The sequence below is a fragment of the Klebsiella sp. MBT K-1 genome (genome assembly GCF_002556465.1).
GTDB classification, from domain to species: domain Bacteria; phylum Pseudomonadota; class Gammaproteobacteria; order Enterobacterales; family Enterobacteriaceae; genus Klebsiella; species Klebsiella grimontii.
In genome coordinates this window covers 103,415-119,012 of record NZ_PDEL01000002.1, presented here as the reverse complement: position 1 = coordinate 119,012, position 15,598 = coordinate 103,415, and the positions used below count along the sequence as shown (strand labels likewise).

15 protein-coding genes and 1 pseudogene are annotated in these 15,598 nt (G+C 56.3%); 8 read left to right on the top strand and 8 right to left on the bottom strand.

The window, feature by feature from the left end; genetic code table 11:
* Window positions 1-14 precede the first annotated feature (14 nt).
* The 6 genes from CMQ96_RS03045 to CMQ96_RS03020 all read right to left on the bottom strand — a co-directional run bounded on the left by CMQ96_RS03045 (window position 15) and on the right by CMQ96_RS03020 (window position 6,613).
* Window positions 15-446 (bottom strand): universal stress protein, encoded by a 432-nt coding sequence (locus tag CMQ96_RS03045; protein WP_004119728.1) that lies wholly within the window; start codon window positions 444-446, stop codon window positions 15-17.
* Between the two features lie 276 nt (window positions 447-722).
* Entirely contained in the window at window positions 723-2,186 is a 1,464-nt protein-coding gene (locus CMQ96_RS03040; protein ID WP_098066099.1) for a mannitol dehydrogenase family protein, read from the bottom strand.
* A gap of 223 nt (window positions 2,187-2,409) precedes the next feature.
* Window positions 2,410-3,786, bottom strand: a complete 1,377-nt coding sequence (locus CMQ96_RS03035) for an MFS transporter (protein ID WP_071830661.1) — start codon at window positions 3,784-3,786, stop codon at window positions 2,410-2,412.
* Between the two features lie 46 nt (window positions 3,787-3,832).
* On the bottom strand, window positions 3,833-4,849 hold the full coding sequence (locus tag CMQ96_RS03030; RefSeq protein ID WP_024358039.1) for a Zn-dependent oxidoreductase: 1,017 nt from the start codon (window positions 4,847-4,849) through the stop codon (window positions 3,833-3,835).
* 14 nt (window positions 4,850-4,863) lie between these two features.
* Complete coding sequence (gene rspA / locus CMQ96_RS03025; RefSeq protein WP_004119717.1) at window positions 4,864-6,078, bottom strand: starvation-sensing protein RspA; 1,215 nt, start codon at window positions 6,076-6,078, stop codon at window positions 4,864-4,866.
* Between the two features lie 208 nt (window positions 6,079-6,286).
* Window positions 6,287-6,613 (bottom strand): YnfA family protein, encoded by a 327-nt coding sequence (locus CMQ96_RS03020; protein ID WP_024358038.1) that lies wholly within the window; start codon window positions 6,611-6,613, stop codon window positions 6,287-6,289.
* Between the two features lie 136 nt (window positions 6,614-6,749).
* On the opposite strand from CMQ96_RS03020, the gene CMQ96_RS03015 reads away from it, so the two are divergent.
* On the top strand, window positions 6,750-7,091 hold the full coding sequence (locus CMQ96_RS03015; RefSeq protein ID WP_004135642.1) for a DUF1283 family protein: 342 nt from the start codon (window positions 6,750-6,752) through the stop codon (window positions 7,089-7,091).
* Between the two features lie 60 nt (window positions 7,092-7,151).
* Complete coding sequence (gene speG, locus CMQ96_RS03010; protein ID WP_024358037.1) at window positions 7,152-7,712, top strand: spermidine N1-acetyltransferase; 561 nt, start codon at window positions 7,152-7,154, stop codon at window positions 7,710-7,712.
* Here the strand turns inward: speG and CMQ96_RS03005 are convergent.
* Window positions 7,706-8,416, bottom strand: coding sequence for a YnfC family lipoprotein (locus CMQ96_RS03005; RefSeq protein WP_098065853.1), 711 nt, complete (start codon window positions 8,414-8,416; stop codon window positions 7,706-7,708). The genes speG and CMQ96_RS03005 overlap by 7 nt on opposite strands.
* Window positions 8,417-8,518: 102 nt before the next feature.
* Between CMQ96_RS03005 and CMQ96_RS03000 the strand changes: the two genes are divergently transcribed.
* The 6 genes and pseudogenes from CMQ96_RS03000 to clcB all read left to right on the top strand — a co-directional run bounded on the left by CMQ96_RS03000 (window position 8,519) and on the right by clcB (window position 14,925).
* Window positions 8,519-8,770 carry a DUF1161 domain-containing protein gene (locus CMQ96_RS03000; protein ID WP_004119709.1) on the top strand — a complete coding sequence of 84 codons (252 nt, stop codon included), beginning with the start codon at window positions 8,519-8,521 and terminating at the stop codon, window positions 8,768-8,770.
* A 148-nt stretch (window positions 8,771-8,918) separates the two neighbouring features.
* A pseudogene (gene ynfE / locus CMQ96_RS02995) lies at window positions 8,919-11,353 on the top strand (selenate/tellurate reductase subunit YnfE).
* Window positions 11,354-11,363: 10 nt separating this feature from the next.
* Window positions 11,364-11,981: a DMSO/selenate family reductase complex B subunit gene (locus CMQ96_RS02990; protein ID WP_049103351.1), complete on the top strand. Its 618-nt coding sequence runs from the start codon at window positions 11,364-11,366 to the stop codon at window positions 11,979-11,981.
* A gap of 1 nt (window position 11,982) precedes the next feature.
* Complete coding sequence (locus CMQ96_RS02985) at window positions 11,983-12,840, top strand: DmsC/YnfH family molybdoenzyme membrane anchor subunit (RefSeq protein WP_004135637.1); 858 nt, start codon at window positions 11,983-11,985, stop codon at window positions 12,838-12,840.
* A 41-nt stretch (window positions 12,841-12,881) separates the two neighbouring features.
* Window positions 12,882-13,490 (top strand): Tat proofreading chaperone DmsD, encoded by a 609-nt coding sequence (gene dmsD, locus CMQ96_RS02980; protein ID WP_004135636.1) that lies wholly within the window; start codon window positions 12,882-12,884, stop codon window positions 13,488-13,490.
* A gap of 139 nt (window positions 13,491-13,629) precedes the next feature.
* The gene (gene clcB, locus CMQ96_RS02975) at window positions 13,630-14,925 is read left to right on the top strand and encodes a voltage-gated ClC-type chloride channel ClcB (protein WP_024358033.1); all 1,296 of its coding nucleotides are present in this window, start codon (window positions 13,630-13,632) and stop codon (window positions 14,923-14,925) included.
* On the opposite strand, the gene bioD is transcribed toward clcB, so the two are convergent.
* Window positions 14,878-15,573, bottom strand: a complete 696-nt coding sequence (gene bioD / locus CMQ96_RS02970) for a dethiobiotin synthase (protein WP_024358032.1) — start codon at window positions 15,571-15,573, stop codon at window positions 14,878-14,880. The two genes, clcB and bioD, sit on opposite strands and share 48 nt — an antisense overlap.
* Between the last annotated feature and the right edge of the window lie 25 nt (window positions 15,574-15,598).

The window sequence follows — 15,598 nt, the reverse complement described above, 5'->3', positions numbered from 1 at the left end:
GTTTATTATGCGGACTATCTGACCACCAGAACCGGTATTTTGGCGTGACGTAAAATCGACTCCGCGTTTGAACCAAGAAGATGAGTTGATATACCCGGTTTACGGGAACCAATAACAATAACGTCAAATTCCTCATTGCTGCTCATGGCCAGGATTTCATCGCGCACGTTGCCAAATACCACTCTGGAATGAATCCGCCCGGCGGGTATCGAGAACAGACGGGATAGGGTCTTCATCTTTTTCTCTGACTCTTCGCGCATATAGGCTTCAAACTTACGGATATCGGCGGCAAAACCGCGTAAAATCGAGCTGCTGCTGTTCGGCAGAACGTTGAGCAGCGTAATTTCCCCTTCATCCGCTGATGCTAAAAACTCGGCATGGCGAACCGCCTTATCGCTTAAATCCATTTCAAAAACGTCTACGGGTAGCAAAATTTTTTTGTACATAGTCCGTTCTCCTTTTTTCTGAGGAAACTTAGTAAGTTAACTCATCATGCCATATTTACTGCAGCAGGAGAACGAATAATCACTCAGATAAATATTTAATTGATTAAAATAAATTCCACTTATTTATACTTAACTGTTGTTAGATAAAGTTATGTATATTCAACGATCTGGATCAAAGTTTATTCCAGACGGGAAATATTTTCAGGCGGGAAAAGCGCCCACTGATAAAGCGCGATGGCAGAGCCGCCGGGATCGGCGGCACGCGGGCGAAATAGATTAATTTGCCTGAGCCCAGGCCGCTACGGTAGCTTTTGCGCCGTGCGCTTGCAGCGATAAATAAGCGCGAACCACCGCGTTGACGAAACGGCTCTCCTTGGGCAGGCTCAAACCAAAAATAGCCTCAATACCCAGCAGCGCCCGTACGCGTTCTTCGCCGTCTTCGCTGTTCTGAACGGTTTGCGTAATCACCGGCAGCATAGGATCGGAGATTTCAATCGCCTGCCCCTGGTCATCCACCCCGCTCACATAGCGCATCCAGCCCGCGACGCCCATCGCCAGCAGAGGAAAGTCGCCGCCATCCGCCAGGTGCCAGCGAATCGAATCCAGCATCCGCTGCGGCAGTTTCTGACTGCCGTCCATGGCGATCTGCCAGGTACGATGTTTGAGCGCCGGATTGCTATAGCGCTCAATCAGAAGTCCGGCATAGCGTGCCAAATCCACACCCTTCACGCTCAGCGTCGGCGCCTGTTCAGCCAGCATCAGCGTATGCGCGGCGCGGCGATAGTTTTCGTCCTGCATGCAGTCATTAATATGCTGATAGCCAGCCAGATACCCCAGATAAGCCAGAAAAGAGTGGCTGCCGTTAAGCATGCGCAGCTTCATCTCTTCAAACGGCAGCACGTCCGACACCAGCTCGGCGCCGGCTTTTTCCCACTGCGGACGCCCGGCGACAAAGTTGTCTTCGATGACCCACTGGCGAAACGGCTCGCAGGCGACTGCTGCCGGGTCACGCACGCCGGTGAGCTGTGCAATTTTATCCAGCGTATCGGCAGTCACTGCCGGAACGATACGGTCAACCATAGTCGAGGGGAACGTGACGTTGCGCGTAATCCATTCGGCCAAATCAGCATCAACGGCGCGAGCATAGGCGCAGATGACATTACGCATGACGTGGCCATTTTCCGGCATATTGTCGCAGGACATCACGCTGAAGGCCGGCAGCCCTGCCGCTTTGCGTCGAGCCAGGGCTTCGACTACGACGCCGGGCGCGGATTTCGGTTGCCGGGGATTTTGTAAATCGGCCGCAATCAGCGGGTGATCCAACTGCAGCTCACCGCTGGCCGGAGAGTGGCAGTAGCCTTTTTCGGTAATGGTCAATGACACAATCGCGACCTGCGGCTCGCACATTTTTGCCAGCACGCTCTCCAGACCATCGACCTGGGCGTGCATCGCCTGCTTGACCACGCCAACCACGCGGGCGGTCCAGGCATCCGCTGACATTTCAGCGACGGTAAAAAGTAAATCCTGCTTCTGGAGATCGGCGATCTGCTGCTCGCCGCCGATCAGGTTCACTTCGGTATAGCCCCAGTCGCTGCCGTGTTCTGTCGCCAGAATATCGGCGTATACGGCCTGGTGAGCGCGGTGAAATGCGCCAAAGCCCAAATGAACGATACGCGGAATAAGGCGGTTGCGATCGTATGCCGGCAGCGTGGCGTTAGCTGTTAAAAGCATATTTTCCATGATGGCTCTCATAGTTATGATTTCTGATTTCCCACGGAGGGGGTGGATATAAACCATCTCACGCAATTGGTATGACATCTTTGACATTCATCAACTACCATACAAGAAGCTGGATGGCTAGATTTTCGCAATAACCGCTGGCAAAAGAGGTAAAACTGCCGGGCTAAAAGCCCGGCAGTTTCCTGTTTACGGCTATCATCTTAGGGTGCGGACTTGATGCGTTTTAAATATATTGCCCGCTGCGGACACTTTTAGGCTTTGGCGCGCAGTCTGCGGCATCATTCAGCAGGCTCAGATCGCGGTCGCGGACTTCAGGCATCAGGATCGCGGAAATTAAGCCAATAATGGAATAGCACACCAGCATAATCACAATCGGCATCCATGAACCGGTCATATTGCAGAAAATACCGGCCAGCACCGGGCCAAATCCTACGGCGACGAGGCCACCCGCCTCTTTTGAAATTGCCATGCGGGTAAAGCGGTTACGCGAACCGAACATTTCCGCCATGGTGATATTTTCCAGCGCAAACAGCCCTAACACCGCAATATTATGAATGACGATCAATGACGCCATAATAGTGCTCGCGCTGTAGCTCTTATCCACAATAATCGACAGCATTGGCCAGGCCAGAATAATGGCTGAAATATTGACGATAATATACGGTATGCGACGCCCCACCTTATCTGACAGCCATCCGAGGAATGGAATGGTAATAAAGCCAATAACAGAGCTGATCATTAACGCATCGGTAGGAATGGCCTTATCAAACAGTAAGGTTTGCACCAGATAGCCCGCGAGGAACGTTTGCAATAACCCTGAATTTCCGGCCTGTCCGAAGCGCAGACCCGTCGCCAGCCAGAAGGATTTACTTTTTAGCATGGCGCTAAAGGTCCCTTCCTGCGTTGCCATCTCATTCTGTAGGCCGCTGTCTTCGCTAACCTGCTCAAAGACCGGGCTCTCTTTCAGATTAAGACGCAGCCAGATGGCAAAAATCATCACCACTGCGCTGGCCAGGAACGGGATTCGCCATCCCCACGCGACGAGCTGCTCGCGATCGAGCACGAAGAACATGACCGCCCAGATAGCCGTGGCGCTTAAGGTGCCGCAGTTGGTGCCCATCGCCACCAGCGAAGAGATAATCCCGCGCTTACCTTTCGGCGCATATTCCGCCAGCATGGTACCGGCACCTGATATTTCTGCGCCTGCGCCAAGCCCCTGAATAATACGTAAGGTTACAAGCAACACCGGCGCTAAAATACCGACCTGAGCATAGGTTGGCAGTACGCCAATGAGGGTCGTACAGATCCCCATCATGGTGATGGTAATAAACAGGACCTTTTTGCGCCCAATACTGTCGCCCATTTTACCAAAAATAAAGGCGCCGACGATTCGCGCGATATATCCCGCGCCGTAGGTTCCCATTGCCAGAATCAAGGCCATCGCGGCGGATTGTTCCGGGAAAAATATTTCATGGAAAACCAGCGCCGCCCCGAGGGAATAGAGTTGGAAATCCATAAACTCCAGTGCAGTGCCTAACCAACCAGATACGGCTGCACGAATGAGATCGGAAGTGGTTCTCTCATTTTTTACGGTAGTCATAATGATTATCTCTAATTGTAGAATACAGAGTCCGCACCTGTTGTTATTAGCTGAAGGTTAATAAAACCTTACAGCACCGTTTCCTGTCATTTTCAAAAAGCTCCAGCGCATCGATAACCTGTTGATACGCAAATTGGTGAGTAATCAACTCCTCCGGATTAATTAAACCTTGTTCCAGCCACTTGATGACGACCGGGAATTTATTGGCGTTAAGACGCGAGGAGAAAATAGAAAGCTCTTTCCCGGTAATCCCCTGCTGCGCAACCTGGGAAGGTTCCGTGGAGAATCCCATCAATACAATTCTCGCTGCCGGGGAGGCCAGGTTGACCGCCTCCTGGAGAATTGCGGGATGACAGGCGGCATCGATAATCAGCGTCGGCAGTATCCCCTTCGCCTTCAGCGTTTCCGCCAGAGGCTCATCGCTGTTGTTAATCACCCAGTCCGCGCCGTTACGCTGCGCCATCTGCAGGCGTTCATCAATGCGATCGACAACGATAACCTGCTTAACGCGATACACCCGCTTCAGCACCTGAATCGTCGTCAGGCCCATCGGCCCGGCGCCGTAGACCAGCGCGATATCCTGGTCGGTAGGCGAAACGTGCCCGGTCACGTTAGCCGCGATGGTAAAGGGCTCAATCATCACCGCGTGGCTGTCCGAAACGTTGTCCGGAACCTGCCAGGCATTTTTCGCCGGCACCACCGCGTACTCGCTGAAGCCGCCGTCGCGATGCACACCGAGCACCACCAGCGAGGTACAGACGTTCGGCTTGCCCACCGAGCAAGGGTAGCAATGACCGCAGCTAATGACCGGATCAACGCTAACCCGCTGGCCGACGGCTTTGTCGGTCACCCCTTCACCGATGGCGTCAATGACGCCAAAAAATTCATGGCCAATGACGCGCGGGTATTTGGCAAACGGATTGTGCCCGCGATAAATATGGCTATCGGAACCGCATATTCCCGCCAGCTTAATTTTTACCCGCACTTCGCCCGCGGCAGGCTGCGGGATCGGCCGCTCTTCAATCACCAGTTCATTGGGCTGACGAATCACAATACTTTTCATTTTGGCTTCCTTTTTTACCAGTTCCACAGCGTACCGTCTTCCAGACGCGCGACCGGCAGATAGGCCGGTTCATAGGGATATTTCGCGGCCAGTTTTTCATCAAACTCGATGCCCAGCCCCGGCTTTTCCCCCGGATGCATATAGCCGTTATCAAACGTCCAGCTGTGCGGGAAGACTTCCAGCATCTGTTCGGAATAGCCCATATATTCCTGGACGCCAAAATTCGGCACCCACAGGTCGAAATGCAGCGCGGCCGCCATGCAGACTGGAGACAGATCGGACGGCCCGTGCGAGCCGGTGCGTACCTGATAAAGCGAGGCAAAATCGGCGATCCGACGCATCCCCGTAATCCCGCCCGCGTGGGTAATGGTGGTGCGGATATAGTCGATCAGCTGCTCTTCAATCAGCTGTTTACAGTCCCAAATGCTGTTGAAGACTTCGCCGACGGCAATCGGCGTGACGGTATGCTGGCGAATTAACCGGAAGCACTCCTGATTCTCCGCCGGGGTCGGATCCTCCATCCAGAACAGGCGGTAATCTTCGATACTCTTGCCAAAACGCGCCGCTTCAATCGGCGTCAGGCGGTGATGCATGTCATGCAGCAGATGCTCGTTAAAGCCAAATTTTTCGCGTACGGCGGCAAACAGCTGTGGCGTAAAATCGAGATACTTCTCGGTAGACCACAGCTGCTCTTCCGGCCATTGACCTTTGGTTGCCGGTTCGTAGGCCTGGCCCTTACCTTTCGCCATCCCGTAGGTGGTCTTCATCCCCGGCACGCCGCACTGCACGCGAATCGCTTTAAACCCCATCTCTTTATGACGAGCGTAGTCGTCCAGGACTTCATCGATGGAGTGACCCGTGGTGTGGCAGTAAACCATCACCCCTTCCCGCGAAGCCCCGCCCAGCAGTTGGTATAGCGGCATGCCTGCGGCTTTCGCCTTAATATCCCAGAGCGCCATATCGATGGCGGAAATCGCCGACATCGTAACCGGACCACGACGCCAGTAGGCGCCCTTGTAGAAAAACTGCCAGATATCCTCAATGCGATGCGCATCGCGACCAATCAGTTGCGGACAGAGGTGATCCCGCAGATAGGATGCGACGGACAGCTCGCGACCATTTAGCGTCGCGTCACCCAGACCGACAATACCGTCATCGGTGGTGACTTTAAGGGTGACGAAGTTGCGCCCCGGACAGGTGACGAAAACTTCAGCGGCAACGATCTTCATTTCTCATTCCTTACTTCTATGCGGTTAGTGGGTAAAATTAAACCATCAGACCTACTACCATACAAGTATAACAATCGAAAAAGACGCGACAGATCACACTATCGCGCCGGACAGAAAGGAGGAATAAACAGAGAACGTGAACGCGAATGCCTTACCGCACAGGGGTGTGCTGGCGCCGCCTATCCCGACGCCATGCAGTAAAAAAGGTCTATGCGCGTCCCCAGCCGGCTACGATAATCAGCATGCCGCACAGCGCAACCAGCGCGCCGGCCCAATCATAGTGGCTGAGTTTGACGCCATCGATAAAGCGCAGCCACAGCAGCGCGGTGCAGACATATACCCCACCGTAAGCGGCATACACCCGTCCGCTTGCCTCCGGGTGCAGGCTCAGTAGCCAGACAAAAAGCGCCAGCGCAGCGGCGGCCGGAATCAATAGTAACGGCGTGGCCCCGCGTTTTAACCATAGCCAGGGAAGATAGCAGCCAATGATTTCGCACAGCGCGGTGGCAAAGAAAAGCAGCGTCGTTTTTAACATATAAAGCGTCGTGAGTTGAGCAAGCGTTAACGCATTCTACGCAATAATGGCCGTCGTTTACTCCGTTTTGTCGGGTATGCCGTCGAAAGGAGATGTAGTAAACTTAGTCCGAGGGAATCACTTAAAGGAAATCGTGATGAACACAACACTGAATAAACGCTGGTGCCTGACCGCTCTGCTGGCGCTGAGCGCGATGGTCTTTACCGCCTCGTCATTTGCCAAAACCGACAAGCTGGTGATTGAGTCCGGCGACAGCGCCCAGAGCCGCCAGCAGGCCGCAATGGAAAAAGAGCAGTGGAACGACACCCGCTCTTTACGCCAGAAGGTCAACACCCGTGCTGAAAAAGAGTGGGATAAAGCCGACGTGGCTTTTGATGCCCAGGATAACTGCCAGAAGAGCGCGAACGTCAACGCCTACTGGGAACCTAACACCCTGCGCTGCCTTGACCGCCGCACCGGACGCACCATTACCCCGTAATGTATGGCGCCCGCGGGCGCCACAACCTATAAAGCTCCGCAATCACTCACAGGTATTTCCATGACTGACGCATCTCACGTCAAACTCCGTCCGCTCGAGCGCGAAGACCTGCGCTTTGTCCACCAGCTCGACAACAATGCCAGCGTTATGCGTTACTGGTTTGAAGAACCCTATGAAGCCTTTGTCGAACTGTCCGACCTGTACGACAAACACATTCACGATCAGAGCGAACGCCGCTTTGTCATTGAATGCGCTGGTGAAAAGGCCGGACTGGTGGAACTGGTTGAAATCAACCATGTGCACCGCCGCGCCGAGTTTCAGATTATTATCTCGCCTGATTATCAGGGAAAAGGCCTGGCCACCCGCGCCGCAAAGCTGGCGATGGACTACGGTTTTATGGTGCTCAACCTGTATAAGCTGTACCTCATCGTCGATAAAGAAAATGAAAAAGCGATCCACATCTACCGCAAGCTCGGCTTTATGGTAGAAGGCGAGCTGATTCATGAATTCTTTATTAACGGCGAATACCGCAATACCATCCGTATGTGCTTGTTTCAGCACCAATACCTGGCCGAGCATAAAACGCCGGGCCAGACGCTGCTGAAACCTACGGCTCAATAATACTCAATGGTGCTTTTGATGGTGTAGTGCCGGGTTAGCGAAGGCTGCACGCTGTCGTCAACCACCTGAAGCTCACAGCTTACCGGGTTGTCGTGGCGGTCGTAATCGCAGGTCTGGCTGACGTTGCCCAGCGTGCGGTCATTTAAGGTGCTCACTGCGGTGTAGTCCATTTTTTTGCGCGGATCGGATGATGGCGTTGAGGCCACCGTAAAGCGTTCCCCTTTGGCGGTCGTCGTTTTGCCCAGCGGGTAGCCTTCTCTGTCGTAGCGGTATGTCGCGGTGCTTTCTTTACCGCGAGCGGTGACGACGAACCCGTGCTCATCGGTTTCCCACGACACGCCCGCCGAGGGCATTTCCGCCAGCTGGCATTTGCCCTGCACACGCAGGCGCTTTTCGTGGCTTTGCGCATCCAGGTAGTAGTTCGCGTCCAGCACCAGCGCCGCGCCGGTTTTGTTCTCCAGATCCTCAAACGCCAGCAGGTCGAAGCACCCTTCACTGGACAAACGCCCTTTGACCCACTTCACCACCTGGTCATGTTCGTCATACAGCGTCTGGCTAAACGCTTTTACCGGCCCGCGCAGCGGATCGAACTCAAATTCGTTAGAAAAGCTGGCCATTTCCGGGGTGAAGGCCTGCGGCGCGCCCTTTTCATCACAGGCGCTAAGCGCCCCAACTGCCAACAGCAGCAAAAACCGTTTTTTCACGCGCGATTCCTTTTGTGCATAGTGCAATCATATTAGCAAATACAATTGTTTACACCACTTCTGCTATGCTTAACTTTGGATAACGTTAATAAGGAGTTTATGATGAAACTATCACCCTGGCTATGTGCGGCTCTGCTACTGGGTTCGACAGCTGCTTTCGCGGCGCCGGATTCCTGCGAGCGGGTAAAAAGCGATATTCAGCAGAAAATCATCAACAACGGCGTCCCGGAATCGGGCTTCAGCCTGACCATTGTCCCGAACGACCAGCCCGATCAGCCCGGCGCGCAGGTTGTCGGCCACTGCGCCAACGACACCTTTAAAATCATCTACACCCGCGACAGCGGCGCGCAGTAATCTCGCCGCATGACTGGAGAAGTCTTATCCCTCGGTTGACCAGGGATAAGATCTCTCTACTCCATTTTAAGTATGATCCCTCACTCTCCACGCCGACCTTACGCAGGCGTTGGCATTACGCCATTATAACAAAATCATGGAGTGAGCTATGTCTAACCAGGAACATACCGGCGGCCTTAGCCGTCGAACGCTAATTAAATCATCCGCCCTCGGCTCGCTGGCTCTCGCGGCTGGCGGTTTATCCCTGCCTTTCAGCCTGCGCCGCGCCGCCGCCGCTGTACAAGAAGCGACCCACGGCGAGGAACGGATCGTCTGGGGCGCCTGTTCGGTCAACTGCGGCAGCCGCTGCGCGCTGCGTTCACACGTTCGCGATGACGAAGTGGTCTGGGTCGAAACCGACAATACCGGCACGGACAGCTATGGCGATCACCAGGTGCGCGCCTGCCTGCGCGGGCGTTCTATTCGTCGTCGTATTAACCACCCCGACCGCCTCAACTACCCGATGAAACGCGTCGGCAAACGCGGGGAAGGCAAGTTCGAACGTATCAGCTGGGACGAGGCGCTGGACGCCATCGCCGCCAGCCTGAAAAACGTGGTGGCAAAATACGGCAACGAAGCGGTCTACATTAACTACTCTTCCGGGATTGTCGGCGGCAATATCACCCGCTCCTCCCCTTACGCCTCGCTGGTGGCGCGTCTGATGAACTGCTACGGCGGTTTTTTAAGCCACTACGGTACCTATAGTACGGCGCAGATTTCCTGCGCGATGCCCTATACCTACGGCAGCAATGACGGCAACAGCACCTCCGATATTGAAAACAGCAAACTGGTGGTGATGTTCGGCAATAACCCGGCGGAAACGCGCATGAGCGGCGGCGGGATCACCTACTATCTCGAACAGGCGCGCGAGCGCTCTAATGCGCGGATGATCGTTATCGATCCGCGCTATACCGACACCGCCGCCGGGCGCGAGGACGAATGGATCCCGATTCGTCCGGGTACGGATGCGGCGCTGGTGGCCGGTATCGCCTGGGTTTTGATCGACGAAAACCTGGTCGACCAGGCGTTCCTTGATACCTACTGCGTCGGCTACGACGAGAAAACGCTGCCGGAAGGGGCCCCGGCCAACGGACACTACAAAGCGTATATTCTCGGCCAGGGCGACGATGCTACCGCCAAAACGCCCCAGTGGGCGTCACGCATCACCGGCATTCCGGCGGTCGCATCATTAAGCTTGCGCGCGAAATTGGCGCCGCAAAACCGGCCTACATCTGCCAGGGGTGGGGACCGCAGCGTCAGGCTAATGGCGAACTGACCTCCCGGGCGATCGCCATGCTGCCTATTTTGACCGGTAACGTGGGGATTAACGGCGGCAACAGCGGCGCGCGCGAGTCAACTTACACCATTACCATCGAACGCATGCCGCTGCCGGAAAACCCGGTGAAAACGCAGATCTCCTGCTTCAGTTGGACCGACGCCATCGATCGCGGCGCAGAAATGACCGCAACCCGCGACGGCGTGCGCGGCAAAGAGAAGCTGGACGTGCCGATTAAATTCATCTGGAACTACGCCGGCAACACCATCATCAACCAGCACTCTGATATCAATAAAACCCACGATATCCTGCAGGATGAAAGCAAGTGCGAAACGATCGTGGTTATCGACAACTTTATGACCTCATCGGCCAAATACGCCGATATTCTGCTGCCGGACCTGATGACCGTCGAGCAGGAAGATATTATTCCCAACGACTACGCCGGCAATATGGGCTATCTCATCTTTATTCAGCCGGTCACCTCCGCCAAATTCGAGCGCAAGCCGATCTACTGGATCCTCAGCGAAGTCGCAAAGCGCCTTGGCGATGATATCCACCAGAAGTTTACCGAAGGCCGTACCCAGGAGCAGTGGCTGCAGCATCTGTACGCGAAAATGCTGGCGAAAGACCCGGCGCTACCGAGCTACGACGAACTGAAAAAGATGGGGATTTATAAGCGTAAAGACCCCAACGGCCACTTTGTCGCCTATCGCGACTTCCGCAAAGACCCTGTCGCCAACCCGCTAAAAACCCCATCGGGTAAAATCGAGATCTACTCCAGCCGTCTGGCGGATATCGCTGGCAAATGGCAGTTGGAAAAGGACGAAACCATCAGTCCATTACCGGTATACGCGTCGACTTTCGAAGGCTGGGACGACCCGCTGCGCGAGAAATTCCCGCTGCAAATGTTCGGCTTCCACTATAAGGCGCGCACCCACTCCAGCTACGGCAACATCGATGTGTTACAGGCCGCCTGCCGCCAGGAGGTATGGCTTAACCCGCTGGATGCCGAGAAGCGCGGGATTAAAAATGGCGATATGGTACGCGTATTCAACGCCCGCGGCGAACTGCGCATTCCGGCTAAGGTGACCCCGCGCATCATGCCCGGCGTATCGGCGATGGGCCAGGGCGCCTGGCATGACGCCAATATGAACGGCGATCGCATCGATCGCGGCTCCTGTATCAATACTCTCACGACGCATCGTCCTTCGCCGCTGGCGAAAGGCAATCCCCAGCACACCAATCTGGTCGAAATCGAGAAGGTTTAAGGAGTAAACCATGAGCGCTCAGTATGGATTTTTTATCGATTCCGCCCGCTGCACCGGCTGTAAGACCTGCGAGCTGGCCTGTAAGGATTATAAAAACTTAACGCCTGACGTCAGCTTTCGCCGCATTTACGAATACGCGGGCGGCGACTGGCAGGAAGATAACGGCGTGTGGAATCAAAACGTTTTCGCCTATTACCTTTCCATTGCCTGCAACCACTGCGAAGACCCGGCCTGTACTAAAGTGTGCCCCAGCGGCGCCATGCATAAGCGCGATGATGGCTTTGTGGTGGTGAACGAAGAGGTATGCATCGGCTGTCGCTACTGCCATATGGCCTGCCCGTACGGCGCGCCGCAGTACAACGCGGCGAAAGGCCACATGACCAAATGCGACGGCTGCTACGACCGGGTTGCTGACGATAAAAAGCCGATTTGCGTCGAATCCTGCCCGCTGCGGGCGCTCGACTTTGGCCCCATCGAAGAGCTGCGCGAAAAGCACGGCCAGCTTGCCGCCGTCGCGCCGCTGCCGTCCGCGCACTTCACTAAACCGAGCATTGTGATTAAACCTAACGCCAACAGCCGTCCGACGGGTGATACCACCGGCTATCTGGCCAACCCGAAGGAGGTGTAACGTGGGAAATGGATGGCATGAATGGCCGCTGGTGCTGTTTACGGTGCTGGGGCAAAGCGTTGCAGGGGCGATTATCGTCAGCGGGCTGGGCTGGCTTTCGCTGAATAACAACTCCGAAGCCCGCCAGCGCCTGGTACGCGGTATGTTTTTTATCTGGCTGGTGATGGGGATTGGCTTTCTGGCGTCAATCATCCACCTCGGCTCGCCGCTGCGGGCGTTTAACTCGCTTAACCGGGTAGGCGCATCGGCGTTAAGTAACGAAATTGCCAGCGGCGCGCTGTTTTTCGCCGTGGGGGGTTTCTGGTGGCTGCTGACGATACTCGGCAAAATGCCGAATATGCTGGCCAAAGCCTGGCTCCTGCTCACCATGCTGCTCGGCTGCCTGTTCGTCCTTGAGATGACCCTGGTCTATCAAATTGATACCGTGCCGACCTGGTATAATGCCTACACCACCGCCGCCTTCTTTCTGACGATGGTGCTGTGCGGGCCGCTTTTCGCCGCCCTGCTGCTGCGGGTAGCCAACGTGCCTTTTAACGGCACCGTCTTCGCGTCGATGAGCGTCCTTGCGCTGCTGGCAAGCCTGGCGGTAGTCATTTTGCAGAACAGCGAACTGGCGGAGATCCGCAGCTCCGTGCAGCAGGCCAGCGCCCTGCTGCCAAACTACGGCTGGCTACAAATCCTGCGTTTAGTATTTTTGACGCTGGGCCTTGGCTGCTGGATCTGCCCGCTGGCAAGAAAGAAAAACCCGCGCATCGCCAGCCTGCTGCTCGGACTGATCCTGGTATTACTCGGCGAGTTTATCGGTCGCGGCCTGTTTTATGGCCTACATATGACCGTCGGTACGGCGATTGCTGGTTAATCAACGGGTGCCGCGGCACCCTCTGCTGTTAAGGAATAGGTATGATGCAAGCGCAAGACCGCGACGCCGTCGCACTCAGCGCCCGTACGCTGGGCGCGCTGTTTTCTTTTGCTCCGGATAGCGAGCAGGTGGCTCCGCTAATCGCGGCCCTGCGCGACGGCAGCTGGCAGAGTCAGTGGCCCTGGCCGGTCGCGGACGGCCTGGCGGCACAGTTCGCTATCGCAAGCGATGAACCGCTGGCGGAAGCCTGGCAGCGGCTGTTTATCGGCCCGTGGGCGCTGCCCGCGCCGCCGTGGGGCTCCGTCTGGCTGGACAAAGAAAGCGTGCTGTTCGGCGACTCGACGCTGGCGCTGCGCGAGTGGATGCGGGCAACCGGCATCAGCCTGTCTGAGCGCCGAGCCGAGCCGGAAGACCACTTCGGGACGCTGCTTCTGCTGGCGGCCTGGCTTTGTGAATCCGCTCAGGATGAGGCATTTAACCAGCTGCTGGCCTGGCATCTTCTCCCGTGGTCGGGGCGCTTTCTGAGCGTGTTTATCGCCGGGGCGGAAAATCCTTTTTATCAGGCTCTGGGCCAGCTGGCGCAAGAGACGCTGGCGCGCTGGCAGGCGCAGCTCCCCTGCGCGGTCGCCGATAAACCGCTCTACCGTTAACCCCTGACGCTATGCCCGCCCGGCGGGCATAGCCTATCGGTGACAACGTCACTTTCTGCCGTTTTCGCACTTATCGCTTTTGCGTCTATGCTTATACCCGGTAAAAATAAGCCATGTCCCCCGCTAATCGTATTCGCTGATGCATCGTCTTCACGCTTATCCTGATATTCAGGTTATGTTTCGCCGCCTGCTGATTGCCATGCTGGTCGGCGTCTTCGCCGCGCTCGCGGTTGCCCTGTTTCGCCACGCGATGGCCGGTCTGGAAAGCCTGTTTCTGAGCAATGACAGCGGAAGCCTGGTCAACGCCGCCGAGTCGATGGCCGGATGGCGTCGGTTATTGACGCCCGCGCTCGGCGGTTTTGCGGCTGGCGCCCTGCTCTGGCTCTGGCAGCGGCGCACCAGTGCACGACCCCATGCGCCAACCGACTATATGGAAGCCCTCGAGACCGGCGACGGCGTGTTTGATACGCCCGCCAGCCTGGTAAAATCGCTGGCTTCCCTGCTGGTGGTGACCACCGGCAGCGCCATAGGCCGCGAGGGAGCGATGATCCTGCTGGCCGCGCTGGCCGCGTCGCTGTTCGCCCGCTGCTTTACGCCCAAAGACGAGTGGAAGCTGTGGGTAGCCTGCGGCGCCGCCGCCGGGATGGCCAGCGCCTACCACGCTCCGCTGGCCGGAAGCCTGTTTATCGCCGAGATCTTATTCGGCACCCTGATGCTGGCGTCGCTAGGCCCGGTCGTGATTGCCGCGGTGGTCGCCCTGCTGCTGACCAATCTGCTGAACGGCGGTTCGGCCCCGCTGTATCACGTTGAATTGCACGAAACCCTGCGCGCGACGCACTATGCGCTGATGCTGGCGACGGCTCTGCTGGCCGGGCTTTGCGGGCCGCTGTTTATCTGGCTGATGGGCTATAGCCATGGCTGCTTTGTCCGGCTGCGCCTGTCGCCCCCCTGGCAGCTGGCGCTGGGCGGTCTCATTGTCGGGCTGCTGTCGCTGATCGCGCCAGCCGTCTGGGGGAATGGCTATAGCGTTGTCCAGAGCTATCTCCTGTCGCCGCCGCTGTTCAGCGCAATACTTACGGTGTTTGTCTGCAAGCTGCTTGCGGTACTCGCCAGCAGCGGCTCCGGGGCGCCGGGCGGCGTATTTACGCCAACGCTATTTATTGGGCTGGGGATCGGTATGCTGTTCGCCAGCCTGACCGGGCTGTGGCTGCCTGATGGCCAGGCGATCGCAATAGTGATTGGCTTAACCGGTATGGCGGCGTTTCTGGCGGCCACCACCCATGCGCCGATTATGTCAACGCTGATGATTTGTGAAATGACCGGACAGTACGTTTTACTGCCCGGTTTACTGATTGCCAGCGTGCTGGCATCGGTGCTATCGCGGACGCTACGCCGAGATTCTATCTACCGCCATCATCTCGCCGAGCATCGATAAGTCGATATACTGGCTTAGTTCGCGCTGTTCCGCGCGCGGCAAGTAAGGCAGTTCACCGATAAGCGGGGCCGGCAACTTTTTGCTCAGCACGTCGATGATTTCAGCATAATGCGCCAGGCCCGGATTAATGCGGTTGGCCACCCAGCCGATAAGCGGCAGGCCGTCGTTAGCAATCGCCTGCGCGGTCAGCAGGGCGTGGTTGATACAGCCTTCCTGAATCCCCACCACCATGAGCACCGGCAGCTGTTCCTGCACTACCCATTCCGAAAGCGGACGCAGGTCGTTCATCAGGCTGCGCCAGCCGCCGGTACCTTCAACCACTACATGCTCAACCTGGCCGCTGAGGCGCAGGAGGCCATCCGACAGCAGGCCGTAGTTGATCGGGCAACTGTGCGCCACGCTGCTTTCATCTTCGCTTAACGCGATGGGATTGACAGCTTCATACGGTAACACCAGCGATGACACGCTCTGTAAGACCAGCGCATCTTTGTTCCGCAGTCCGTCCGGCGTCTCTTTACTGCCCTTCGCCACAGGCTTGTATCCGGCGACGCTTTTGCCGCAGGCAGCCAGTGCCTGCAACAGCGCACGGGAAACCACCGTCTTGCCGACGGCAGTGTCAGTACCTGTTATGAAGAAACGCTTAAACATCACTAACCCCACAGTTATGTTGATG

What these genes read in the sequence shown, in the direction of transcription:
- rspA (WP_004119717.1), bottom strand. Translation starts at nt 6,078, where the DNA reads ATGAAGATCGTTGCCGCTGAAGTTTTCGTCACCTGTCCGGGGCGCAAC.
- CMQ96_RS03035 (WP_071830661.1), bottom strand. Translation starts at nt 3,786, where the DNA reads ATGACTACCGTAAAAAATGAGAGAACCACTTCCGATCTCATTCGTGCA.
- CMQ96_RS03020 (WP_024358038.1), bottom strand. Translation starts at nt 6,613, where the DNA reads ATGTTAAAAACGACGCTGCTTTTCTTTGCCACCGCGCTGTGCGAAATC.
- CMQ96_RS03045 (WP_004119728.1), bottom strand. Translation starts at nt 446, where the DNA reads ATGTACAAAAAAATTTTGCTACCCGTAGACGTTTTTGAAATGGATTTA.
- speG (WP_024358037.1), top strand. Translation starts at nt 7,152, where the DNA reads ATGACTGACGCATCTCACGTCAAACTCCGTCCGCTCGAGCGCGAAGAC.
- CMQ96_RS03030 (WP_024358039.1), bottom strand. Translation starts at nt 4,849, where the DNA reads ATGAAAAGTATTGTGATTCGTCAGCCCAATGAACTGGTGATTGAAGAG.
- CMQ96_RS03000 (WP_004119709.1), top strand. Translation starts at nt 8,519, where the DNA reads ATGAAACTATCACCCTGGCTATGTGCGGCTCTGCTACTGGGTTCGACA.
- CMQ96_RS03015 (WP_004135642.1), top strand. Translation starts at nt 6,750, where the DNA reads ATGAACACAACACTGAATAAACGCTGGTGCCTGACCGCTCTGCTGGCG.
- bioD (WP_024358032.1), bottom strand. Translation starts at nt 15,573, where the DNA reads ATGTTTAAGCGTTTCTTCATAACAGGTACTGACACTGCCGTCGGCAAG.
- CMQ96_RS02990 (WP_049103351.1), top strand. Translation starts at nt 11,364, where the DNA reads ATGAGCGCTCAGTATGGATTTTTTATCGATTCCGCCCGCTGCACCGGC.
- clcB (WP_024358033.1), top strand. Translation starts at nt 13,630, where the DNA reads ATGCATCGTCTTCACGCTTATCCTGATATTCAGGTTATGTTTCGCCGC.
- CMQ96_RS03040 (WP_098066099.1), bottom strand. Translation starts at nt 2,186, where the DNA reads ATGGAAAATATGCTTTTAACAGCTAACGCCACGCTGCCGGCATACGAT.
- dmsD (WP_004135636.1), top strand. Translation starts at nt 12,882, where the DNA reads ATGATGCAAGCGCAAGACCGCGACGCCGTCGCACTCAGCGCCCGTACG.